This is a genomic window from Flavobacterium longum, from assembly GCF_965137575.1.
Lineage (GTDB): Bacteria > Bacteroidota > Bacteroidia > Flavobacteriales > Flavobacteriaceae > Flavobacterium > Flavobacterium longum.
Genome location: NZ_CBCRZJ010000002.1, coordinates 306,133 through 328,600 on the forward strand (window position 1 = coordinate 306,133; position 22,468 = coordinate 328,600).

The window sequence follows — 22,468 nt, forward strand, 5'->3', positions numbered from 1 at the left end:
CGGGGCGCTTTCCTGATAACAAAAGATATGTTTGTTAGGCTTCGATGGTGGTTACCTGAGCGGCAATTTTCCCTTTTCGGCCTTCTTCTTCTTCATAACTTACTGTGTCACCTTCACGAATCGCCTCTACTTTGAGGCCACTGGCGTGAACAAAAATGTCCTTGCCGGTTTCTGAATCTGTAATGAACCCAAAACCTTTGGACTCAATGTAAAACTTTACTGTACCTGTACGCATTGTAATATGGATAATAATTTAATAATGCGTAAAAATATACTTTTAACTGATACAAACGCCGAATCGCAAAAAAATAATTAAATCAGGCTAAACCGTTTCTCGGAAATGCTGATGGCCGAGTAAATCAGCAGCAAGGAAGCCACAACCGCGCCGGCGGTAATGATCGCCATAAAGAGTAAACCGACCGCATCGCCGCCGCTTATGACCATCATTCCCAGTGCGATGTACGACCAGACCAAGAGGTTTACGCCGCCGAATACTACGTAAAGCCAACGTTTGTTGATGAGAATCGGCAGGCAGGCCCAAAGCAGCACGCACAAATCGGCAAAGGAGAAATGTCCGGAGACCAATTCCATGATGGCGTAAGTGAATCCTAAAAGGATGAAATAGCAGGAGCCAAATATCTTGGCCATCCAGGCTTTTTGTTGGGCAGCAGATTCCATGAGGCGTTTTCTTTTACAAACGCTTCCGCCCGAAAATATATTTTTAAAGGAAAGGTTAAACTTTCTGCAAATCCACCTTAATGGCAAGTTCCTCCAATTGCGCCGGGTTGATGGCCGATGGCGCATCGATCATTACGTCGCGGCCGGAGTTGTTTTTCGGGAACGCGATAAAGTCGCGGATGGTTTCCTGTCCGCCCAAAATCGCCACCAAACGGTCGAGGCCAAAGGCCAAGCCACCGTGCGGTGGCGCGCCGAACTGGAACGCGTCCATCAAGAAGCCGAATTGGTTGCGCGCTTCTTCGTCGGTGAAACCTAAATATTTGAACATCAGTTGTTGCGTAGCTTTGTCGTGGATTCGGATCGATCCGCCGCCGATTTCGTTGCCGTTCAACACCATATCGTACGCGTTCGCCCGTACTTTGCCCGGATCGGTTTCCAGCAGCGCCATGTCCTCAGGCTTTGGCGAGGTGAACGGATGATGCATCGCATGCCAACGGCCGCTTTCCTCGTCCTGTTCCAGCAACGGGAAATCCACGACCCAAAGCGGCGCGAATTCGTTCGGGTTGCGCAAGCCAAGCCTAGTGGCCAGTTCCATGCGCAGCGCCGACAACTGTGTGCGGGTTTTGTGTGCGTTGCCTGACAGGATAAAAATCATGTCGCCGGCTTTGGCGCCGGTGGCCTCGGCCCATTTCGCCAAATCGGTTTGATCATAGAATTTATCGACAGAAGATTTAAAGCTGCCGTCTTCGTTGCATTTTAAGTAAACCATTCCCGAAGCGCCAATCTGCGGACGTTTCACCCAGTCAATGAGCGCATCGATTTCCTTGCGGGTCATTTCTCCGCATTTCGGGGCCGCGATGCCCACGACGAGTTCGGCGTTGTTGAATACGGCGAAGTCTTTGTGTTGCGCCACGGCATTGAGTTCGCCGAATTCCATTCCGAAACGGATGTCCGGCTTGTCGTTACCATAGGTTTTCATGGCGTGGTCGTAGGTCATCCGCGGGAATTTATCCACTTCAATGCCCTTGATGTTCAGCAACAGATGACGCGTCAATCCTTCAAAAATGTTCAGGATGTCTTCCTGTTCCACGAACGCCATCTCGCAGTCAATCTGCGTAAATTCGGGCTGGCGGTCGGCGCGCAAATCTTCGTCACGGAAACATTTCACGATCTGGAAATATTTGTCCATGCCGCCCACCATCAAGAGCTGCTTAAAGGTTTGTGGCGATTGCGGCAAGGCGTAAAATTGTCCTTGGTTCATGCGCGAAGGAACGACGAAATCACGTGCGCCTTCCGGTGTCGATTTGATCAAGTACGGCGTTTCCACTTCGCAAAAACCTTGGTCCGACAAGTAATTGCGCACTTGCATCGTGACCTTATGGCGGAACAGCAAGGCGTTTTTCACCGGATTTCTGCGGATGTCGAGGTAGCGGTATTTCATCCGGATGTCTTCGCCGCCATCGGTATCGTCTTCGATGGTAAACGGCGGGAGTAAGGCCGGGTTGAGGATATTGAGTTCGGCCACGAGGATTTCGATATCGCCGGTCGGGATGTTCTTGTTTTTCGATTCACGCTCGATGACCTTGCCTTTCACCTGGATCACAAACTCGCGGCCGAGGGTTTTCGAAAGCTCGAATACCGCTTTGTCGGTCCGGCTTTCATCGAATACCAACTGGGTAATGCCGTAACGGTCGCGCAAATCAATCCAATTCACGAATCCCTTATCGCGTGATTTCTGGACCCAGCCGGCCAGGGTGACTTCGGTATTGATGTGTGCGGCGGTAAGTTCTCCGCAGTTGTGGCTTCTGTACATGGTGAAAAATTTGTCGCAAATTTAAATAGTAATTGTCAATTTCGATAGGTTAAATCTGAATTAAAAATCGTCGGGGAAAGAATGGATTTTTATTACATTTGGGTTCATTCTAAAAATCACCTTCCAATGAAAAACACCATTTTATGTTTTCTGCTCGCCACGGTTAGCTGCTTCGCACAAGATGTGGTCAAATTTTCGGGCCAGATCAAGAACCCTAACAGCGACAAGCTTGTCTTGAAAAACGGCACATTCAAACAGGTTATCCCGGTGGCCAAGGACGGTAGTTTTTCGGCTTCCTTCAACGCACCTGAAGGCCTGTATGAACTGTTTGACGGCGCCGAATACAGCGAAGTTTACCTCAAGAATGGTTTCGATTTGACGATGTCGCTCGATACGGCACAATTCGACGAATCCATCAGCTACAAAGGGAAAGGCGCCAACGAGAACAACATACTGGCCCAAAATACCTTGGCGGAAGAAAAGCTGGAGGAACAGCTCATGGCGGTGAAAGACCAGCCGATGGAAGTCCAGAAAATCATCATGACGCACAACGCTACCTTTCAGAAGAAGCTTACGGCCGACGGTGTAGATCCCGGACTGAAAAAAGCCTACGAAGACAAGCAGAAAGCCGCGGTAGCCGAGCAGCAGGCGCAAATGAAAGCATACATGGATGCCAAGGCCGCCGCTGCCTCGAAATGGAACAACAAGCCTGCGCCGGATTTCAACTTTGAAAACTACAAAGGCGGCAAAACGAAGTTGTCAGATTTCAAAGGGAAATATGTTTACATCGACAATTGGGCAACTTGGTGCGGCCCGTGCCGGATGGAAATCCCATTCCTGCAGAAAATTGAGGAGAAATACCACGGGAAGAACATTGAGTTCGTGAGCATTTCGATTGACGAGATGAAAAACCACGACAAGTGGAAGAATTTCGTCAAGGAAAAGCAATTGGGCGGTGTGCAATTAATGGCCGACAAAGACTGGAGTTCAGACTTTATACGTGCCTTCGATATCAATTCCATCCCGCGTTTTATTCTGATCGGGCCAGACGGAAAAGTGGTCGATGCCGATGCAAAACGGCCTTCTGATCCTGGTTTGACCGCGCAATTGGATGAATTACTGAAATAACGGCAATTTCCGAGAATCTCGGAAACCCCAATAAAACCGGTGCTTGACGCCGGTTTTTTTATTTTCCAATGTTAAGTTTTCAACCAATGTTACCAAATTGTTACCAAAAAGTTTTTTTAATGTAAACCAAACGCTAACTTTGTGATAGACAACCGTAAAACCTACATTATGAAAAAGTACATCACATTAGGACTCATGCTGGCAGCGGGCGTAGTGTTTGCAAACAATACCCCAAAGCTTGAAGCCCACGGAGATATGGTCAAGGCCACTTATTATTATGACAACGGAACCATCATGCAAGAAGGCTATTTCAAGAATGGCAAGCCGGAAGGAAACTGGGTGGCATATGATGCGGCCGGCAACAAAAAATCAATCGGGGAATACCGCAACGGCCAAAAAACGGGCAAATGGGTATTCTGGACAGACAACGCGCTGACCGAAGTAGATTACAAGGAAAGCAAAATCGATAAGATCAAGACCTGGAAACAGGAAGCCATCGTAAAGAATTAAGGTTAATCCAAAAGGCCTTAAAACAAGAATCCCGAAATCATGAACGATTTCGGGATTTTTTATGTCCAAAAAGTGGATTGATTACTCTTCCGTTGCATTGGCCAGTCGGCGATTCTTGCGGTCACGCAGCCAGTATTTGGTGCGTTTCACCAGGAAGAACATCACCGGAACCATGACGAGTGTCAAAACAGTCGCGTAGGTCAAACCAAAGATAATCGTCCAGGCCAGCGGACCCCAAAAGATCACGTTGTCGCCGCCCAGGAAAATGTGCGGATTCAGATCGGTCACCAAGGAGAAGAAGTCAAAGTTCAACCCGATGGCCAACGGAATCAAGCCCAATACCGCGGTCAATGCGGTGAGCAATACCGGGCGAAGCCTTGATTTTCCGGATTCGATGATGACTTCCTTGATTTCGTCGAGCGTCAAATCATCATGCGATTCGAGTTTGTTGTCGGCCACTTTCTTGTCGAGCAACAGCACGAAGAAGTCCATGAGTACAATACCGTTCTTCACGACGATACCGGCCAGCGAGATAATGCCCATCATCGTCATCAGGATTACGAAATCCATATTCGCGATGACGTAGCCGTAGAACACGCCGCTGAAACTCAGCAATACCGTAAACAAAATCACGACGGTTTTCGATACCGAGTTGAACTGCAACACGATGATCAGCGAGATGCCGGCCAAGGCCAGGAACAACGCATACATCAAGAAGCCTTGGTTCTTGCCTTGTTCTTCCTGAACGCCCGAGAATGAATACGTAATGCCTTTCGGGAGTTTGTAGCTCTGGAGGTAAGACGCGATTTTCCCGGTGATTTCATCGCCGTTGTAGCCCGTGAGCACGTTCGAATAAATCGTCATGATGCGCTTGTGGTTCTTGCGCTTGATCTGGTTATAGGTCGTGGTTTTCTCTGTGGTTGACACGGCAGAAATCGGCACTTGTTGCACTTGGCCATTGTTCTGGTTGCGGAACGTGATGGACTGGTTGAACAAGATGTTCTCGTTCTTGCGCTGGTCTTCCTGCAGACGCATCGTGATGTTGTAATCATCGTCGTCTTCCTTGTAGGTCGAGATTTCCTGACCGTACAGCGAACGACGCAAATTCAACCCGACTTGGCCTGTCGAGATGCCCGAACTTCCCGCATTGACGCGGTCTACATTTACTTGTAGTTCCGGATTTTCCTTGTTGACATCCACGCTCAATCGTTCGATGCCCGGAATGTTTTTGGCGTTGATGAACGCAATCATCGAATCGGCAGCTTTAAGCATCTGGTCGTAGTCTGAACCGGTCAACTGAACCGAAATCGGGTAACCAGCCGGCGGGCCGTTGTAGTCTTTTTCGACGGTTACTTTCGCACCCGCAATGCCTTTGACTTTCGCCCGGACTTCTTCTAAAATGTCTGCGGTATTCACGCCGCGACGGAACTTGAATTCCGAGAAGTTGACGGTGACTTTACCTTTGAACGGCGTTTCGGCCTGCGAACCGGCATCCACGTTCGGGTTGCCCGCGCCTACACCAACCTGGGAAACGATGGATTCCGCGAGGTAATTTTCCTTGGTGGCAGGATCGACGTATTTCGAAAGGATGTCGATGACTTGATTTTCGACGAATTTGGTCGCCTTGTTGGTCTTTTCAATGTCTGTTCCCTGCGGATATTCAATGTAGGCGATGACTTGGTTCGGGATGTTGTCCGGGAAGAACAACACTTTACGTGGGAACACGCCCACCAAAATGACCGAGAGGAACAACATCGCGATGATGCCGCCCAGCGCGAACCATGCGTTGCGTCCGGTCAGGATGCGGGCGAGGAAACGCTTGTAACGCTCTTCCATTCTAGGGAAGAAACTGTGCTGGAAATCCTGTGTCCATTTGTAGATCCGGATGCGGTACGCCCACATGAGCACTAGTGAAATAATGGCCAAATGGCCTACGGCGCGCGCACCTTTAGAATCGTAAATGTTGCCCAGCACGACGAAAATCACGGCAATGATCGTAAAGATGATGGTGTAGCGTTTGGCCGTCTTCTTCTTCACATTTTTGTCTTCGATGTCCATCGATCCGCCGGTCATGGCTGCGTTCACGACCATCGCCACGAACAACGATGCGGTGAGCGTTACCGTCAGTGTAATCGGGAAATACTTCATGAATTTGCCCATCGTGCCCGGCCACAGTGCAAACGGCAGGAACGCCATCAAAGTGGTTGCGGTTGACGAGATTACCGGCCACGCGATTTCGCCGATACCGATTTTCGAGGCTTCGAGCCGGCTCATGCCTTTCTTCATGTTCGCAAAGACGTTGTCCACGACCACGATGCCGTCGTCCACGAGCATACCCAATCCCATGACGAGTCCGAACAATACCATGGTGTTGAGCGTTAACCCGAACATTGACAAAATCGAGAACGCCATGAGCATCGAGAGCGGAATGGCCGCGCCCACGAAAAGCGCGTTGCGCAATCCCATGGTGAACATCAACACGAGCATCACCAGGATAATCCCGAAAATGATGTGGTTCGAGAGTTCGTCCACCTGGTGTTCCACACGCGAGGATTGGTCATTGGTGAGTTCGAGCGTGAGGTTTTTCGGCAAATAGGTTTCCTGCGCCGTCTTGATTTTTTCCTTGACCTGCTCGATGGCCGAAATCATGTTCTGGTTCGAGCGTTTCTTCACGGCCAGCATCACGACTTCCTTGCCGCGTTCACGGGCGTAAGTCGTTTTTTCCTTTTCCTTGAAACTCACCGTGGCGATGTCTTTCAGATAGACGTTTCCGCCGAAAGATTTCACGATGACATTTTCCAGTTCTTTCGGATCCTTGATTTCGCCCACCACGCGGATGTTTTTGCGCGAACCTTGCGTGATGAGGTTGCCGCCCGAAATGGTCATGTTCTCGGCGCGCACGGCATTCTGTATTTCATCGAACGACACCTGTGCGGCCGTCATCTTGAACAGGTCGATGGCGATTTCGACTTCCTTGTCGTCCACGCCCAGGATGTCCACTTGTTTCACTTCCGGGACTTCCTCGATGTCGTCTTCGAGCAATTCGCCGTATTTCTTGAGTTGCTGCGTGGTGTAGTTGCCCTTGAGGTTGATGTTCAAGATCGGCACTTCCTCCGAAATGTTCAATTCGAACACGCTCGGTTCCACTTTGCTGCCGTTGTCGAGGTTCGGCCAATCGGTGTCGGCCTTTACGATATCGACCTTGTCTTTCACCTTGGTCTTGCCGGTTTCGATGGTGACATTGTCGGCAAATTCCACGATGATCATCCCATAATCCTGAAACGAACTCGAGGTGATTTTGTCAACGCCCGAAATGTTCTTGATTTCCTTTTCGAGCGGTTTGATGATGAGTTTTTCGACGTCTTCGGCCGAGTTGCCCGGGAAAACGGAAGAAATGTAGATCTTGTTTTCGATGATTTCCGGGAAATCCTCGCGCGGCATCGTGATGTACGCAATCAGGCCAGTGATTACAATCAACGCCGTGACGATATACACGGTCACGCGGTTGTTGATCGCCCAGCTTGAGATGCCGAATTCTTTATTTTGATGGCTCATTTGTTTTTGTTGTTAGTGGCTAGTAGCTGGTGGCTAGTAGCTATATGATACTCATGAATATTACAATCAGATAAAAATCGATTTGTAGCAAAAAGCCAGTGGTTGCATTCGTTAGTCCGACCACGAACCACTAGCCACTAGCTACTTTAGAAATTGACCTTCATCCCTTCAGACAACGTGCTCGCGCCTTCTGAAACTACGGTTTCGCCCGCCGATACGCCGCTCAGGATTTCGGTATAGTTCGATGAGTTCTGGCCCGGTTTCACGAGTGCTTTCTTGGCGATGCCCGACTGACCTTTTACCTCCGTAACCACGTACACATATTTTTGTCCTTTCGCATCTTCCTGTACCACATTGGTAGGCAAGACGAGCGCTTTGTTGTTGGTGTAGTCCACGATTTTGAGTTGTGCGACTTGGTTCGGGCGCAAGAGATTGTCTGTATTCGGGACCGATACCTCGATGTTGAAACTCCTGTTGGCCGGGTTGATGTTGTTGGCCACTTGGCGCACTTTGCCCATGTAGGTCTTGTTGATCGACGGCAGCGTTACGGTAACCGGCGTTCCGATTTTCAGTTTGCCGACATACGCTTCCGGCACCGACGTTTTTACGTACATATTGCCCAGGTTCACGATGCGCACGATGCCTTGGCCCGGTGTCACGACTTCGCCACGCTCGGTGATGATGTCATCCACTACGCCGCTGATGGGCGCGGTGATCACGGTTCTGGCCAGTTGCGCCTTGAGTTGCTGCACGGCTTTCTGCTGGCTGACCATGTTGGTCTGCGCTTGCAGATACTGGATTTCAGACCCGATTTTTTGGTCCCAAAGCCTTTTCTGGCGTTCAAAAGTGGTTTTGGCGAGCGCGGCCTGCGTTTCCAGTTGCGCTACTTGCTGGCTGAGTCCGCCGTCGTCGATCTTGCCGATGACTTGTCCTTTCGAGACTTTCTGCCCGGCCGTTACGTTCAGCGTCAACAACGTGCCTTGGTATTGCGGATAGATGATGAGGTTTTCTTTCGTATCCACGCTGCCCTGGATTTCCACGTAATGGTTGAAAACGGTGTCTTTCACTGTCGCGACAGATACCAACGCCAGTTCTTTTACGGTGTCCAGTTTCGCGATCGCTTCAGACAGTTGCCCGATTTCGGTTTGCAGGGCCGAACGTTTTTCTTTCATTGCTGCCACATTGCCGGCTTTGATCAGCGCTTCCGTGGACTTGTTGTCTTTGTTGCCGCAAGCAGCCAAAAGGGCTAGGGCGGCGGTCATAAAAAATATCTTTCTCATTAGGTTTGTGTTTTGGATTGATGATTATTTCGTGCTTGTGATTTTTTCCAGGGCGGCGCGTTTCGAGATGACATCCACCATAGATTGCAGGTAATCCTGCTGCGCGGTGTACAACTGGCGCTGTGCATCGGCAAAGTCAAAACTCGTGGAAAGGCCTTCGGTGAATTTTGTGTGCTGTTTGGTTTCGATGCGCTCGGCCAACCGCAGATTGTTCTTCTTCGTGGCAAATTCTTCCACGGCAAATTCATATTCGCTCTGCGATTGCGCGTATTGCAATTTGAGTTGTTGCTCGATCTGCGTAAGCTGTGTCTTGGCTTGTTCAAAGGCAATCTTGGCCTGTTGCCCGCGCGCACTGCGCATGCCGCTGGAGAAAATCGGTATGTTCAAGCTCACGCCCACACTTTGGTAGTTATAATATTTCTGATCGCTGTTCAGGAAACGGAATTCTGCGTCGAACGCATTGTAACCGAAGTTGTAATTCGCCGCCAGCGTAGGAAGTGCTTTCGCTTTTTCAAGCTTCCATTCCAGGTTGCGTTGCTGCACGAAGTTCTTCCCGATAAGGTAATCGATGTTGTTATCCACCGAAAAAGAAGTACCGGTAAGGGCGGCCGCCATGTTGTTTTGCGCCAGGCTTTCGAGCTTGTCGGTCAGCGTCAAATCGTCGTTGAGGTCAATCCCCAAAGTAAGCTTCAGCATGTTCAGCGAAATCGTCCGTAGCCTTTTCACGTTGTTGAGGTTCGAGATGATTGACGCCTGCGTGATTTCCAATTGCTCGACGTTTTCTTCCTCGATCAAACCGTTCTTCAAGGTTTCGCGTGTGTCGTTCAGCGTTTTGTCGAGCGTGGTTTTGTTGCGCTCCAGAATGGCGATGCTTTCTTCGGTGAGCAACACATTTCCGTAGGCGTTGATGACCATTTCGCGCACCTCGGTGTCAGTCTTGCGCTTGTAATTCCGGTAGTATTCGAGGTAGGTTTTCGAAGCCTGCAGCGCCACGATGTACGAACCGTCGAAAATCAACTGGCTCAATGTAGCGCGTGCGTTCACGGAATGTTTAGGGCTAAAGGGCAAAGCGACGAATTCGCCTTCGGGCGCACTCGGGTCGAGAAATTGCGCCGGGATTGGGTTCAGCGGAATCTCGATATTATAGGTGTAATCTACGGCGCCGTTAATTTGCGGCAAGCCCGTGGCCGTGGTTTCCCACTTCTTTTTCTCGGCTTTTTCGATGTCGCGCCCAGAGTTGATTACGGTATAGTTGTGTTCGAGTGCATGGCTGATGGCCTGCTCCAAACTGAAACTAAAGTCCTGTTTCGGTTTGTCCTGCGCCAGCCCCAACAACGGCGACAACAGTAAGAGAATGATTAATTTTCGCATAGATTAGATTGATTTGATTTCGTTTAGTGTTGCCAATTGTTGCTCAAGTTCCGCGATGCCTTTTGGCGTAGCGATCGCGCGGATGTGGTATTCCAAAAGCGCCAGTTCGAGTTTGCTGGCATCTTTTTCAAGAATGGTCGTGGCGTTGATGTGCATGATGAGCGCATAATAAAAGAACGTACAGGTTTCAATGTCTGTTTCTTTCCTGTACAAACCTTGGGCGATGCCGCGCGAGATGTTCTGTCCAAAAAGCTGTGCACATTCCTTTTGTTCACAATCCATCAACTTGTCATGGGTTTCCGGATAGTGTTTTTTCAACTGGTACAAAGGCGACGTATCGGTAATCTGGAAAAACGTCTGGATGGTTTTCTTGATTTCGAACAACTCTTTGATCGGGTTGTAATCCTTGGCGAGGACATCGTCTATCCGCGCATTGATTCTTTGTTGGAAACTCATTGTGGTTTCATCCACAAGTTGTTCCTTGTTGCTGAAATATTTGTACAGCGTTTTCTTTGAAATGCCCATCTTGGCGGCAATGTCGTCCATCGTGATGCTTTTGAAGCCTACCGTAAGGAAGAGCTCAGCCGCTTTGTCGATGATTTTATCTTTCATGTCGGGATTTAAAAATTTCCGGCAAATGTAGAACGGAAACTTTGAACACAAAAATAGTTTCCAAAGTATTTGCAAAAATTTAACATTCGTTTTAGATGCTGATTCGTGAATGGAAACTTTCCCGTAGTCGCACGCCTTTTATATCTTAGCGAAAATTTTTTTATGCATTCCATTGCCCAATACCGCGCGGCTTTCATTGATGCGCTGGACAAATCCGTCACCGTCAAGGAACCGAGAAACCTTTACGAACCCATCGATTACATCCTGTCGCTCGGCGGAAAGCGGATGCGTCCGGTTTTGACATTGCTGTCGGCTGAAATTTTCGGTGCGCATTACAACGATGCCATGCAAGCTGCGATTGCCGTTGAGGTTTTCCATAATTTTTCACTCGTACACGATGACATCATGGACGAAGCGCCGCTGCGCCGGGGCAACGAAACCGTCCACGAAAAATGGGATTTGAATACTGGAATCCTTTCGGGCGATGCGATGCTGATCCTGGCGTACCAACATTTTGAAACCTACGAACCGGCCGTATTCCGCGAACTGGCCAAATTGTTCAGTAAAACGGCCATAAAAGTCTGCGAAGGCCAACAATGGGATGTCGATTTTGAAACCCGCAACGACGTTTCCATCGAGGAATATCTCAAGATGATCGAATACAAAACGGCGGTTTTGGTGGCGGCGGCCCTGAAAATGGGCGGCATCATCGCCAAGACATCCGAAGCGAATTGCGATGCGATTTATGATTTTGGGCGAAACCTCGGCCTGGCGTTCCAGCTTCAGGATGATTATCTGGACGCGTTCGGCAATCCGGAAACCTTCGGCAAACAAGTGGGCGGCGACATCATCGAAAATAAAAAGACCTATTTGTTCCTGAAGGCGCGCGAATTCGCCAACGGAGAAGATGCGCAAAAACTACGCGATTGGTTTGTGTCGAAACCCGAAAACCCTGACAAAAAAGTAACGTCGGTCAAATCGATTTTTGAGCGCTCGGGCGCCGCGGATGCCACTTTGGAAGCTATTAAGGATTACACATTCAAGGCGTTTGATACACTGTCCAGAATGGATATCGCAGACGACAAAAAGGCCATTTTACGGAAGTTCGGCGAAGGTTTGATGCAACGGCAAGTGTAAGGTTTTTTTAAAAAGTACGGTTTTCCCGCAGCGGTGTTTTTTGCAGAAATCGTATCTTACCTTCAGGGAAGGGGAAATGCTTTCCCAACACCAAAGCTGCTGGCTGCACGTGCGGAAAACCCGTACAAAAAGTTAACATCCGCCGCACAATTATCCATAATCAATTATATGTATGTTGCCCCAAAAAATACCGACTTACTCCTGAGCGAAGCTTCGCAGGAAAACCTCTACGCCAAACTGCTGGAGCAACTCAACAAGGATTTTAACCTCGCCAACGAACCCGTGGATTTTCCGGCCAGTACGTCGCCGGAAGAATTGAAAGTCCAGTTGCATGAAAAAATTTACCGGCTGATCCACTACAAATTCGCCGAGTATCTGAATCTTCTTTACATCATCGACGTGCCGGAGCAGCAAGTAAAAGCACTCGACGGCTCAGACATTTTGGCTTTGTCCAAGGAAGTGTCGTTCCTGATCTTGAAACGGGAATGGCAGAAAGTGTGGTTCCGCAACAAATTCTAATACATCGGGCGCGTTCCGTAAAAGGCTATTTTCCGGAAAGTTCGGCGATAACCTTTTTCCCGTTTTCGTTGGTTGGGTCGAGTTCAACAGACTTTTTGTAGTTCACCAGCGCCAGTTTTTTGTTGCCGGCCTTGAGGTACGCTTCGCCCAAACTGTCATAAACATTGCCCGATTTCGGGAAGGCTTCCACATTGAGTTTAAACATTTCGATGGCTTCGGCTGTTTTTCCGGACATCAGCAATTGGTAGCCCGCGGCATTGATTTCACCTTCTTTCAAGCTGTAGCCGTCAGCATTTTTCAAAGCCTTGAATTGCGCCAATCCGGCTGCCAAACCTTTTTCATTGATGGTGGCGTAGACCGTTTTGGCCAGTGATTTCTTCGGCATTTCAAACGGTTTTCCGTACAGGATGTTCCGGATGGCGATGTTCATTTCGTCAAGCGGGGCACCGCCAGTATTGTTGAGCAAAACCACCAGATGCTTGTCGGTCGTAATCCTTGAAATGATCGTATTGAAACCGTTGATGCCGCCGCCGTGTTCGGTAATGCTGATGGTCGCGCCGGGTTTTATGTTGGGCAATTCGTCCAAATCCCAGCCGTAACCATAATGGCTCGATCGGGTAGCGATGTGTTTGGTGAACATCAACGTCCGTGATTTCGCCGACAATATTTTATCGGTGTACAGCGCCTGATCCCAGAGCAACAAATCTTCCACCGTCGAATACATCGAACCCGCGGCATACGGCAGGTTCATATCCAGATACGGCGCATTGATGTAACCATTGCCCGTTTTCTCGTAGCCCGACGCGCGGTTTTTCAAGATGGTTTGGTGCACGTCGAACCCGGTGTTGTGCATCTGCAATGGCGTAAAAATGTTTTCCTGCAGGCAGGTTGCATAGTTTTTTCCGGTCACTTTTTCGATGATGTAACCCAGAAGGAAATACCCTGAATTGCAGTAAGCGAATTTTTCGCCGGGCATAAATTCCAACGGCAGGTAACAGAAAAGTTTCACGAAATCGGCCGGGCTGTAATAATCGCGGCTTGTTTCGTTGAAGAAATTCGGGAAATCGGTATAGCTCGGAATGCCTGAGGAATGCGTCAGCAAATGATGGATCGTAATCTTATCGCCGGCCGTTTCGGGGTAATTCGGCAGGTATTTCGTGATGGGCGTGTGGAGATCCAATTTTCCTTGTTCCACCAACTGCAAAATCAGCACGGCGGTAAATTGTTTCGTGACGGAACCCAGCCGGTGTTTGGTGTCGGGCGCATTCGGGATATCCCATTCCATATTGGCCATCCCGAAGCCTTTCTTGAAAATGGGCGTGCCGTTTTCGGCGACCAATGCCGAGCCGTTAAACATGCCATATTCGTTGTAACGCGAAATGAGTTGGTCAATTTGTTCGGCTTTGGTTTGCGATTGAACCCTTGCCAATGAAGCCAGCAGAAAGAAAACGGCCAACGAAAAATGCAGGAAGTTTTTAGATGTCATGATGATTGGTTTTTTTGATGAATGATTTAAATACAACGACATGTCCGGGAACCAAAGTTAGCCAGTCTGGCCAGGTCAGAAAAACACCCGCACAAACGGCATAAACGGTTCGTAGTACACACTTTTGTCGCGGTCGAAAAGCAGGTTGTAGCGCACGCCAAAGGTCACGTTTTCTGCCCGGTAACCCGCGCCGAGGAAAAGTGCTGTGTTCCAGAAATTGTCGGTGAATTCCGGCTCGTCGGGGTAGGAGAAAGTGGTGTTCACGCGCACTTGCTCGAGTTCCAGTGACAGCTGGAGTTCTTCGATCACGTTGAACAAACCCATGACGCTGCCGCCGTAAATCCAGGATTTGTAGTTGCTCAGGTTGTTGTCCAGCGGATTGTAATCGCCATCCACTTTTACATAACTCGCCTGCAAACCAAGGCCAACGCCGAAATATTTGTTGACCTCGTACATCGCGCCCGGCGACAGCGAAAAATTGGAATAGTCGCTCCCGAAAGCCGCTCCGAAACCGCCGCCGAAATGCACACGCTCCCAGAACTCGTTTTTGGGTTTTACGCGCAACGAATCCTGCGCCCAAACCGCGGTTGTCAAAATCAAAATACAGCACGACAAAAGCACAGATTTTTTGCAGATTTTCATGGCGTTTTCACGATTGATTTCCAGATGCATAAAAGTATCTAAAAATAAATGTAAATAAATTCAATTGTCGTACTTTTGCGTGACTATTTAACAACGCACCCAGAACTTTCACAAAATCATGGATAGGTTTTCCTTCTTAAATGCAGCCCATACCGATTTTTTTGCCGAATTATACGACCAATACCTTGAAAATCCAGACAGTGTAGAACCGAGTTGGAGAAGTTTTTTCCAAGGGTTTGACTTTGGGTCTTCATTCTCCGGACAGGTTGACAACGCACTGATTGCCGATGCGGTTTCTTCCGTAGACGTTTCGCAATTGTCCGACAAACTGCAGAAGGAATTCAACGTCCTGAAACTCATCGATGCCTACCGTACGCGTGGGCATTTGTTCACCAAGACCAACCCGATCCGTCATCGCCGTACCTATTCGCCGACACTGGATATCGAAAATTACGGGCTGTCCGAGGCCGATTTGAATACCGTTTTCGACGCGGCCAAAGTGATGAAACTCGAACCTTGTACGCTGGCCGAAATCCTCGGACATTTGAACAAGATTTATTGCCAGTCCATCGGCGTCGAATACATGTACATCCGGAAGCCTGAAGTCATCCAATGGATTCAGGATAAGATCGGGTACAACGACAACCAACCGCGTTTTTCGCAAGACCAAAAAAAACAAATCCTGGCCAAGCTCAACGAAGCGGTTTCTTTCGAGAATTTCCTCCACACCAAATACGTGGGCCAAAAGCGTTTCTCGCTCGAAGGCGGCGAATCACTGATTCCGGGCATCGACGCGCTCATTGAAGCCGCGGCCGAACGCGGCGTGGAGCAATTCGTCATGGGCATGGCACACCGCGGCCGTCTGAACGTACTGGCGAACATCTTCGGGAAGAATACCCAGGATATTTTCTCTGAATTCGACGGAAAAGACTATGACGACGACGCGCTGTTCGACGGCGACGTAAAATACCATTTGGGCTTGACCGCAGACCGCAAATCGGCTTCCGGGAAATCCATCAACATCAACTTGGCGCCGAACCCGTCGCACCTGGAAACTGTCGGTGCGGTCATCGAAGGCATCACGCGCGCCAAGCAAGACCGCTATTACAACGGCGATTCATCGAAAGTGCTCCCGATTGCGTTGCACGGTGATGCTGCCGTAGCCGGACAAGGCATCGTGTATGAAATCGTACAGATGTCGCAACTCGACGGTTACAAAACCGGCGGAACCATCCACGTGGTCATCAACAACCAGGTCGGTTTTACCACGAACTATCTGGATGCACGTTCGTCAACCTATTGTACCGACGTGGCCAAAGTGACCTTGTCGCCGGTTCTGCACGTCAATGCAGACGACACGGAAGCCGTCGTGCATGCCATGTTGTTCGCACTCGATTACCGCATGACGTTCAAGAGCGACGTATTCATCGACTTGCTCGGTTACCGGAAATACGGCCACAACGAAGGCGACGAACCGCGTTTTACGCAGCCGCAGTTGTACAAACTCATCTCAAAACACAAGAATCCGCGCGACATTTACGCAGAGAAATTGCTTTCTGATGGCGTCATCGACGGCAGTTTCGTGAAGTCGCTTGAAGATACCTACAAAGCGAAACTCGAGGAAAACCTGGAGAAATCGCGCAAAAAGGACTTAACTGTCATCACGCCGTTCATGCAGAACGAATGGGAAGGCTTCAAACAGGCCGACGCCCAGAAGATGATGGAAAAGGTCAACACGACATTCCCGAAAAAAGGCTTGACCGAAATTGCCGAAGTCATCACGCAGTTGCCGACCGACAAGAAATTCATCAGCAAGATCACCAAGCTCATCGCCGACCGCAAAACCATGTTCGAAACCGACAAGCTGGACTGGGCCATGGGCGAACTCCTGGCATACGGCACGCTTTTGACCGAAGGTTACGACGTACGCATTTCGGGCCAAGACGTAGAGCGCGGCACGTTCTCGCACCGCCATGCCGTGGTGAAAGTAGAAGATTCCGAAGAAGAAGTCATCCTGCTCAACGAACTCAAGAATCAAAAGGGCAAGTTTTACGTGTACAACTCGCTCTTGTCTGAATACGGCGTCGTCGGGTTTGACTACGGCTATGCACTCGCAGCGCCAAAAACGCTCACGATTTGGGAAGCGCAATTCGGCGATTTTTCCAACGGTGCGCAAATCATGATTGACCAATACATTTCGGCCGCCGAAGACAAATGGAACAACCAGAACGGGCTTGTGATGTTGTTGCCGCACGGTTACGAAGGCCAGGGCGCAGAACACTCTTCGGCGCGTATGGAACGTTACCTGCAGATGTGCGCCAACGAAAACATGTACATCGCCGATTGTACCACGCCGGCCAACTTCTACCATTTGTTGCGCCGCCAGATGAAGACCGATTTCCGCAAGCCGCTCATCGTATTCACCCCGAAATCACTGCTGCGCCATCCGCTGGTGGTTTCTTCGGTTGACGAACTCGCCAACGGTACCTTCCAGGAAGTCATCGACGACAACACCGTAGACAAGAAAAAAGTAAAAACACTCGTGTTCTGCACCGGCAAATTCTATTACGATTTGCTCGCAGAGCGCGAAGCCAATGGCCGCAACGACGTCGCTTTGGTACGCATCGAACAATTGTTTCCGCTGCCGGTTGACCAATTGGAAGCCATCATTAAATCCTACCCGAACGCCGACGATTACGTCTGGGCGCAGGAAGAACCGAAAAACATGGGCGCGTACAGTTTCATGCTCATGAATTTCAACCTGGTCAAATTCCGTTGTGCGTCGCTCAAGCCATACAGCGCGCCGGCCGCCGGCAGTTATGCCCGCTCCAAAAAGCGTCACGCGTCGGCCATTGCGATGGTTTTCGATAAGGATTTATTTAATTAATTTTGGGAGCCGGGAACCTGCTGTACGCTGTATCTTTTTAAACCTTGCAGGATTTAAAAAGGATGCCGCTTCCATCAGGGCTAGGGTTCATCATAAAATTGAAGCATATTACTAAGACATAACAACCAAAGAGATCATGATTTTAGAAATGAAAGTGCCTTCACCGGGCGAGTCGATCAAAGAAGTTGAAATTGCAACATGGCTGGTGAAAGACGGCGATTACGTCGAGAAAGACCAAGCCATCGCCGAAGTAGATTCAGACAAGGCCACGCTGGAATTGCCGGCTGAAGCCAGCGGTATCATTACCCTGAAAGCCGAAGAAGGCGACGCGGTAGCCGTGGGCGCCGTCGTTTGTTTGATCGATACCGATGGCAAGCCCGCGGGCGGCGCGGCACCAAAAGCCGAAGCCAAGGCAGAAGCGCCAAAGGCCGAAGCACCAAAGGCGGAACCGAAGAAAGAAGAACCAAAAGCTGCGCCTGCGCCAACCAGCTATGCAACCGGAAGCGCTTCGCCAGCCGCCAAGAAAATATTGGCCGAGAAAAACCTTTCGGCCACAGACGTTGCAGGTACCGGAAAAGACGGCCGCATCACCAAAGAAGACGCAATGGCAGCCAATGGCAAAGCGTCTATGGGTACGCCAACCGGCGGAAGCCGTGGTGAAACCCGCACCAAACTCTCTATGTTGCGCCGCAAAGTCGCCGAGCGCTTGGTGGCCGCCAAGAACGAAACGGCCATGCTCACCACGTTCAACGAAGTCAACATGACGCCAATCAACCTGATCCGCAACGAGTACAAAGATGCGTTCAAGGCCAAACACGGCGGGCTTGGTTTGGGTTACATGTCGTTCTTCACCAAAGCGGTGACGCGCGCGTTGCAGTTGTTCCCCGATGTGAACTCCATGATCGACGGCGACCAGAAAATTTCCTATGACTTCTGCGACATCTCGGTTGCCGTTTCAGGCCCTAAAGGCTTGATGGTTCCGGTAGTGCGTAACGCCGAAAACCTGACATTCCGTGGCATTGAAGCCGAAATCAAGCGTTTGGCGATCCGTGCCCGCGAAGGCCAAATTACCGTTGATGACATGACTGGCGGTACGTTCACCATTTCAAATGGTGGCGTGTTCGGATCTATGTTGTCAACGCCAATCATCAACCCGCCGCAATCGGGTATTCTTGGCATGCACAACATCATTGAGCGCCCGATCGCCGTAAATGGCCAAGTTGAAATTCACCCGATGATGTACGTGGCCTTGTCATACGATCACCGCATCATTGACGGCCGCGAGTCGGTAGGTTTCTTGGTGGCCGTAAAAGAAGGCCTCGAAAACCCGGGCGAACTGCTCATGGGTGGCGACCCGAAAAGGGCTTTGGAATTGTAGTTTCTCCAATTATTTATAGATGAAAAATCCCGCTCTTTTGGAGCGGGATTTTTTTATCTACGTATTCACGTTTTATTCTTTGACGACGCGAATCGTTTTTTGCGTGCCCGCCGCTTTGAGCCTGACAAAGTAAACGCCATTGGCAAGTGGAGATAAATCGATTTGAATCTGCGCATGGTTTACCCTACTGTTGGCGACACGCTGTCCCAACAAAGAAAAAACTTCGAAACTTTCGATCGGTAATCCGTTTGACACGAATAAAATAGTCTTGGCCGGGTTGGGATGGCAGACCAGACTGTTGAACGCGACCCCTGCGCTAGACAAGACCGACAACGCGAGAACGGGAAATCTGTTGGTGCTTTCAGCGCCGTTGACCGTTTGCGTGGCGAAGTAAGTGGTATTGCCCTGTAGCAAGGTTGAAAGCGGCAATGGCGTGTCCGACAGCATGCGGCCGGCGCTGTCATACCACTGGATATTTTGGCCAGTCATGACCAGATTTGCGAGGGTCTGTCCGGCTGTGAAGAATTGCGGCGAATTTCCGAAAGGCGCATTAGGGGTAACAATCGAAAAGTCCTGAGTTGTTGTTCCGCAGGCGTACTGTACGGTAACCGTATAATCACCCATGGGCAAGTCGGTAAAGATGTTCGAAGAAGACCAGGTTGCACCGCCGTCTAAAGAATACTGGTAGTTTCCGTCCGGCTGGATAAGGATTGTTGCCGTTTGGTCTGAAACAGAAACTTCAACCGCGGGTGCCCCGGAAACGACATGCAGCATGAAATCGCCCACCGATATACAACCGCTCATCATGTTTTCGATGGCATAGTAAATCACTTCTCCGTCTGTCCCGTTGTATGTTGAAGGATTTAAGATGGGAAAAATACCGTTGAACGCGTCCTGCTCCGTATGAAAAAAGCCGATGACGCTAAAATCACTCTCATCCAGACCGCCCAATACAATCGCTTCGTTTGTTGACAAGTCAAAGATGGCCGTAGGGACGCTGCTGCATGCGGTGAGGTCGTTTGCCTCCGGATGTTCGAGCGCGTACGGATATACAACGCCAGTCGCTGTCATTGGGCTAATGCACCCCGGGGCAGTCACCGTTACAGTGTATGTGCCAGGCTCGGTTACGGTAAGAAATTGGCCTGTTTCATCAAGCAATCCTGACTCCAGTGAACTCCACTGATAGGTTGCGCCAGCGTATGCCGGACTCGCCCAAAGGTTGGTTATAGGGCATGGCGAAGTCCCATCACCCATTACGGTGAGCGGACAAGGGATATCACAGTTGGACGACCCAGATCCCGGTTGTCCTATATTGGTTTGCGTTATGGTAAACGTGCCAAACTGGTTGCTGAAATTGGTGACCAGTAATTTGTAAAACTCACCCGCTTGCGCATTCGGAATAGAAAAGGTTTCCGTAAGGTTATTGGAATAGCTACATGCGACCTCTGTGCCCTGATTGAGTTGTTCTGGCCCGCAAGATTGAGACGGATCAGGAAACGGTCCCCAAAGGATAAAATCTATATCCGTGGGAACGCCGCTCAAATTGGATTGCGTTAACTGGAATTCCAAGTTTCCGGCTACGGCAACTTTGATGAGAAGCCAATAAGGGTTGGGCTGTTGAAAAAGGCAGTCATAGTCTATCCCGCCTTCGGCTGTATTTACGTTAATCGTGTTGCTTAGCGTGAGGGTTCCGTTATTGAGACAGAGGGGTTCCGCCGAGACGCAACTTTGTTGGGATTTTGCACCAACGAAAAAAAGCAAGGTGAGGAAAAGGCTGTAGTAAAAATGTTTCATGCTACGGATTTTACTCCTAAAATAAAAAAATCCCACTCCAAAAGAGCGGGATTTCCAAAGTTTTTCAATGCAGGTTTACCGCGACGACACGTATTCGGTCAATTCATCAACGCTGGAGCTAAATTCAAACACGTTGTTGATCTTGAAATAATTGCTCGGCTCGGTGCAACGGTCATAAGCCGTCTTGGCGAAATCGAGCTTGCTGTCTTCAAAGTTGAAGGTACGGCAAATGTCAGCGATTTGCTGTGGGCTGAGGCAGTTGCCGCCCGCGACTTGCTTGGCGGTTTTCAGCTTTGTTTCCTCGAAATTCTGGTTCTTGATGGTGGCCAAAGCACTGTTGAAATCTGACGCCGACATGCAACGGCCGTTGTTGCAACCGCGCGGACGCGGATTGGCCGGTTCATAGTCATAGCCAGATGAATTTGTAGTTGTGGTCGTGGTTTGCGTGTGCGTCACTTGCACGTCTGGATCGTTGATCGTCATGTTGATGCCAACACCAACGCCATTGACATTTACACCGGCGTTCATGCCCACTGAATTGGTGCCTGAAGTGGTTGTCGTGGTGGTGGTTTGCGTGACCTGTCCGCGTGGTGACGGAGCAGCCGGAGCCGGAACCGGCGTGCCATAATGGATGACGTGTACGTTTGACGGCGGCAAGAAGCCCGGATCGACGTCAATCTGAGAGAAGAAATTCATCTTCATCTTGGTGGAATTGTTCTTGTCGCGCTTGATTTTATAAGTGACGTCCTTGAAAATACCGTCAACGTCGGCAATCATGAGGTTGTTCTTGGAAATGGGCTGTTTGTTGGTGTCTTCAAACAGGATTTTGGCGTTGTAATACGGCTGGTTCAGGTCTTCGACACGTAGGTTTGTTTGCGCTACGTCGTTAATTTTTTCGCCGTTCAGGATCAAAAAGAACTTGTCTCCGTCTTCTGAGAAAATGGTCAAGTGACCAAAGTTCTGGGCCAATGCGCTGCCAAGGGTAAAGAAAAGTGCGCAAGCAAAAAATAGTTTTTGTTTCATCGTGGGAATTTTGAGTTGTTCATTTTGGGTGCTAATATATTAAAAGGAATGATATTTTGACATGTGACTAATGTTAAGACAGCACTAGAATAGCCACCATATCTCCCCTAAACATCCAAACGCGAACAAAGATGGTGCCAATCGTTCTGGCCGTTGCCAGCACGCGCGTGACCTCATGATACAATCTGTGTATTACTTCAAATAAACAAAATGGTTGGCGTAGTCCACAATGGCCTTTCCGTGCATGAGCACATCGGCGCCCAGAATTCCTTTTACGGGTTTGGCTTTGTGTTCTTTTAACGCGGCGTTGACGTGTGACATATCAAAAACGATGAGGCTAAAACTTTTGTGTTGCCAACGCCCGATTTTGAGGATGTTGTCTTGCGCGATCTGGGTGAACATGCCCGTAGCGCCTGCGCCGGCTGCGCGTGTCTTGGAATGTTCGGGCGTCAGTTTGAACTGCGTCACATCCTGAAAATCGACACAACTGTTGGACGCGCCGGTATCGAGGATGAACCTGCCCTTGACGCCGTTGATGGACGCGTTTACCAACAAATGGTTGGTCTTGCTCACGGTGAAGCGTATTTTCTTGTATTTTTCCTTTTGAAGGATTTCCGGCAGGTGTGTCATCTCATTTTATTGGCCGCTAAAAGTA

At 49.6% G+C, this 22,468-nt stretch carries 18 protein-coding genes; 6 read left to right on the top strand and 12 right to left on the bottom strand.

What is annotated here, in order from left to right; all coding sequences use genetic code 11:
- Nucleotides 1–34: 34 nt before the first annotated feature.
- From ACM9J1_RS04365 to aspS, 3 genes are all read right to left on the bottom strand, one after another.
- A complete protein-coding gene (locus ACM9J1_RS04365) occupies nucleotides 35–235 on the bottom strand; it encodes a cold-shock protein (protein WP_415580721.1) in 201 nt (66 codons plus the stop codon).
- Nucleotides 236–312: 77 nt separating this feature from the next.
- Nucleotides 313–678: a hypothetical protein gene (locus tag ACM9J1_RS04370; protein ID WP_415580722.1), complete on the bottom strand. Its 366-nt coding sequence runs from the start codon at nucleotides 676–678 to the stop codon at nucleotides 313–315.
- 55 nt (nucleotides 679–733) lie between these two features.
- Nucleotides 734–2,491, bottom strand: coding sequence for an aspartate--tRNA ligase (gene aspS, locus ACM9J1_RS04375; RefSeq protein WP_415580723.1), 1,758 nt, complete (start codon nucleotides 2,489–2,491; stop codon nucleotides 734–736).
- 126 nt (nucleotides 2,492–2,617) lie between these two features.
- On the opposite strand from aspS, the gene ACM9J1_RS04380 reads away from it, so the two are divergent.
- Both ACM9J1_RS04380 and ACM9J1_RS04385 read left to right on the top strand, forming a co-directional pair.
- Entirely contained in the window at nucleotides 2,618–3,619 is a 1,002-nt protein-coding gene (locus ACM9J1_RS04380; RefSeq protein WP_415580724.1) for a TlpA family protein disulfide reductase, read from the top strand.
- Between the two features lie 168 nt (nucleotides 3,620–3,787).
- Complete coding sequence (locus ACM9J1_RS04385) at nucleotides 3,788–4,129, top strand: toxin-antitoxin system YwqK family antitoxin (RefSeq protein WP_415580725.1); 342 nt, start codon at nucleotides 3,788–3,790, stop codon at nucleotides 4,127–4,129.
- Between the two features lie 81 nt (nucleotides 4,130–4,210).
- On the opposite strand, the gene ACM9J1_RS04390 is transcribed toward ACM9J1_RS04385, so the two are convergent.
- The 4 genes from ACM9J1_RS04390 to ACM9J1_RS04405 form a co-directional block, all read right to left on the bottom strand.
- Nucleotides 4,211–7,684 (bottom strand): efflux RND transporter permease subunit, encoded by a 3,474-nt coding sequence (locus ACM9J1_RS04390; protein WP_415580726.1) that lies wholly within the window; start codon nucleotides 7,682–7,684, stop codon nucleotides 4,211–4,213.
- A gap of 146 nt (nucleotides 7,685–7,830) precedes the next feature.
- Nucleotides 7,831–8,964, bottom strand: coding sequence for an efflux RND transporter periplasmic adaptor subunit (locus ACM9J1_RS04395; RefSeq protein ID WP_415580727.1), 1,134 nt, complete (start codon nucleotides 8,962–8,964; stop codon nucleotides 7,831–7,833).
- Between the two features lie 24 nt (nucleotides 8,965–8,988).
- Nucleotides 8,989–10,335, bottom strand: coding sequence for a TolC family protein (locus ACM9J1_RS04400; RefSeq protein WP_415580728.1), 1,347 nt, complete (start codon nucleotides 10,333–10,335; stop codon nucleotides 8,989–8,991).
- A 3-nt stretch (nucleotides 10,336–10,338) separates the two neighbouring features.
- A complete protein-coding gene (locus ACM9J1_RS04405) occupies nucleotides 10,339–10,947 on the bottom strand; it encodes a TetR/AcrR family transcriptional regulator (RefSeq protein WP_415580729.1) in 609 nt (202 codons plus the stop codon).
- Nucleotides 10,948–11,109: 162 nt separating this feature from the next.
- Here ACM9J1_RS04405 and ACM9J1_RS04410 point away from each other — a divergent pair, with 162 nt between their 5' ends.
- Together ACM9J1_RS04410 and ACM9J1_RS04415 are read left to right on the top strand one after the other, a co-directional pair.
- Nucleotides 11,110–12,084: a polyprenyl synthetase family protein gene (locus tag ACM9J1_RS04410; RefSeq protein WP_415580730.1), complete on the top strand. Its 975-nt coding sequence runs from the start codon at nucleotides 11,110–11,112 to the stop codon at nucleotides 12,082–12,084.
- 168 nt (nucleotides 12,085–12,252) lie between these two features.
- The gene (locus tag ACM9J1_RS04415; RefSeq protein WP_415580731.1) at nucleotides 12,253–12,603 is read left to right on the top strand and encodes a hypothetical protein; all 351 of its coding nucleotides are present in this window, start codon (nucleotides 12,253–12,255) and stop codon (nucleotides 12,601–12,603) included.
- 25 nt (nucleotides 12,604–12,628) lie between these two features.
- Here ACM9J1_RS04415 and ACM9J1_RS04420 read toward each other — a convergent pair whose 3' ends face one another.
- Both ACM9J1_RS04420 and ACM9J1_RS04425 read right to left on the bottom strand, forming a co-directional pair.
- Nucleotides 12,629–14,089: a serine hydrolase gene (locus tag ACM9J1_RS04420; protein WP_415580732.1), complete on the bottom strand. Its 1,461-nt coding sequence runs from the start codon at nucleotides 14,087–14,089 to the stop codon at nucleotides 12,629–12,631.
- Nucleotides 14,090–14,164: 75 nt separating this feature from the next.
- Nucleotides 14,165–14,731, bottom strand: coding sequence for a hypothetical protein (locus ACM9J1_RS04425; RefSeq protein WP_415580733.1), 567 nt, complete (start codon nucleotides 14,729–14,731; stop codon nucleotides 14,165–14,167).
- A gap of 118 nt (nucleotides 14,732–14,849) precedes the next feature.
- Here ACM9J1_RS04425 and ACM9J1_RS04430 point away from each other — a divergent pair, with 118 nt between their 5' ends.
- Both ACM9J1_RS04430 and odhB read left to right on the top strand, forming a co-directional pair.
- Nucleotides 14,850–17,618, top strand: a complete 2,769-nt coding sequence (locus ACM9J1_RS04430; protein WP_415580734.1) for a 2-oxoglutarate dehydrogenase E1 component — start codon at nucleotides 14,850–14,852, stop codon at nucleotides 17,616–17,618.
- Between the two features lie 136 nt (nucleotides 17,619–17,754).
- Complete coding sequence (odhB, locus tag ACM9J1_RS04435; protein ID WP_415580735.1) at nucleotides 17,755–18,996, top strand: 2-oxoglutarate dehydrogenase complex dihydrolipoyllysine-residue succinyltransferase; 1,242 nt, start codon at nucleotides 17,755–17,757, stop codon at nucleotides 18,994–18,996.
- 72 nt (nucleotides 18,997–19,068) lie between these two features.
- On the opposite strand, the gene ACM9J1_RS04440 is transcribed toward odhB, so the two are convergent.
- The 3 genes from ACM9J1_RS04440 to ACM9J1_RS04450 all read right to left on the bottom strand — a co-directional run bounded on the left by ACM9J1_RS04440 (nucleotide 19,069) and on the right by ACM9J1_RS04450 (nucleotide 22,443).
- Nucleotides 19,069–20,790 (bottom strand): T9SS type A sorting domain-containing protein, encoded by a 1,722-nt coding sequence (locus ACM9J1_RS04440; protein ID WP_415580736.1) that lies wholly within the window; start codon nucleotides 20,788–20,790, stop codon nucleotides 19,069–19,071.
- Nucleotides 20,791–20,865: 75 nt separating this feature from the next.
- Nucleotides 20,866–21,813, bottom strand: coding sequence for a DUF4476 domain-containing protein (locus ACM9J1_RS04445; protein ID WP_415580737.1), 948 nt, complete (start codon nucleotides 21,811–21,813; stop codon nucleotides 20,866–20,868).
- A 192-nt stretch (nucleotides 21,814–22,005) separates the two neighbouring features.
- Complete coding sequence (locus ACM9J1_RS04450) at nucleotides 22,006–22,443, bottom strand: retropepsin-like aspartic protease (RefSeq protein ID WP_415580738.1); 438 nt, start codon at nucleotides 22,441–22,443, stop codon at nucleotides 22,006–22,008.
- Between the last annotated feature and the right edge of the window lie 25 nt (nucleotides 22,444–22,468).

What these genes read in the sequence shown, in the direction of transcription:
- ACM9J1_RS04365 (WP_415580721.1), bottom strand. Translation starts at nt 235, where the DNA reads ATGCGTACAGGTACAGTAAAGTTTTACATTGAGTCCAAAGGTTTTGGG.
- ACM9J1_RS04370 (WP_415580722.1), bottom strand. Translation starts at nt 678, where the DNA reads ATGGAATCTGCTGCCCAACAAAAAGCCTGGATGGCCAAGATATTTGGC.
- aspS (WP_415580723.1), bottom strand. Translation starts at nt 2,491, where the DNA reads ATGTACAGAAGCCACAACTGCGGAGAACTTACCGCCGCACACATCAAT.
- ACM9J1_RS04380 (WP_415580724.1), top strand. Translation starts at nt 2,618, where the DNA reads ATGAAAAACACCATTTTATGTTTTCTGCTCGCCACGGTTAGCTGCTTC.
- ACM9J1_RS04385 (WP_415580725.1), top strand. Translation starts at nt 3,788, where the DNA reads ATGAAAAAGTACATCACATTAGGACTCATGCTGGCAGCGGGCGTAGTG.
- ACM9J1_RS04390 (WP_415580726.1), bottom strand. Translation starts at nt 7,684, where the DNA reads ATGAGCCATCAAAATAAAGAATTCGGCATCTCAAGCTGGGCGATCAAC.
- ACM9J1_RS04395 (WP_415580727.1), bottom strand. Translation starts at nt 8,964, where the DNA reads ATGAGAAAGATATTTTTTATGACCGCCGCCCTAGCCCTTTTGGCTGCT.
- ACM9J1_RS04400 (WP_415580728.1), bottom strand. Translation starts at nt 10,335, where the DNA reads ATGCGAAAATTAATCATTCTCTTACTGTTGTCGCCGTTGTTGGGGCTG.
- ACM9J1_RS04405 (WP_415580729.1), bottom strand. Translation starts at nt 10,947, where the DNA reads ATGAAAGATAAAATCATCGACAAAGCGGCTGAGCTCTTCCTTACGGTA.
- ACM9J1_RS04410 (WP_415580730.1), top strand. Translation starts at nt 11,110, where the DNA reads ATGCATTCCATTGCCCAATACCGCGCGGCTTTCATTGATGCGCTGGAC.
- ACM9J1_RS04415 (WP_415580731.1), top strand. Translation starts at nt 12,253, where the DNA reads ATGTATGTTGCCCCAAAAAATACCGACTTACTCCTGAGCGAAGCTTCG.
- ACM9J1_RS04420 (WP_415580732.1), bottom strand. Translation starts at nt 14,089, where the DNA reads ATGACATCTAAAAACTTCCTGCATTTTTCGTTGGCCGTTTTCTTTCTG.
- ACM9J1_RS04425 (WP_415580733.1), bottom strand. Translation starts at nt 14,731, where the DNA reads ATGAAAATCTGCAAAAAATCTGTGCTTTTGTCGTGCTGTATTTTGATT.
- ACM9J1_RS04430 (WP_415580734.1), top strand. Translation starts at nt 14,850, where the DNA reads ATGGATAGGTTTTCCTTCTTAAATGCAGCCCATACCGATTTTTTTGCC.
- odhB (WP_415580735.1), top strand. Translation starts at nt 17,755, where the DNA reads ATGATTTTAGAAATGAAAGTGCCTTCACCGGGCGAGTCGATCAAAGAA.
- ACM9J1_RS04440 (WP_415580736.1), bottom strand. Translation starts at nt 20,790, where the DNA reads ATGAAACATTTTTACTACAGCCTTTTCCTCACCTTGCTTTTTTTCGTT.
- ACM9J1_RS04445 (WP_415580737.1), bottom strand. Translation starts at nt 21,813, where the DNA reads ATGAAACAAAAACTATTTTTTGCTTGCGCACTTTTCTTTACCCTTGGC.
- ACM9J1_RS04450 (WP_415580738.1), bottom strand. Translation starts at nt 22,443, where the DNA reads ATGACACACCTGCCGGAAATCCTTCAAAAGGAAAAATACAAGAAAATA.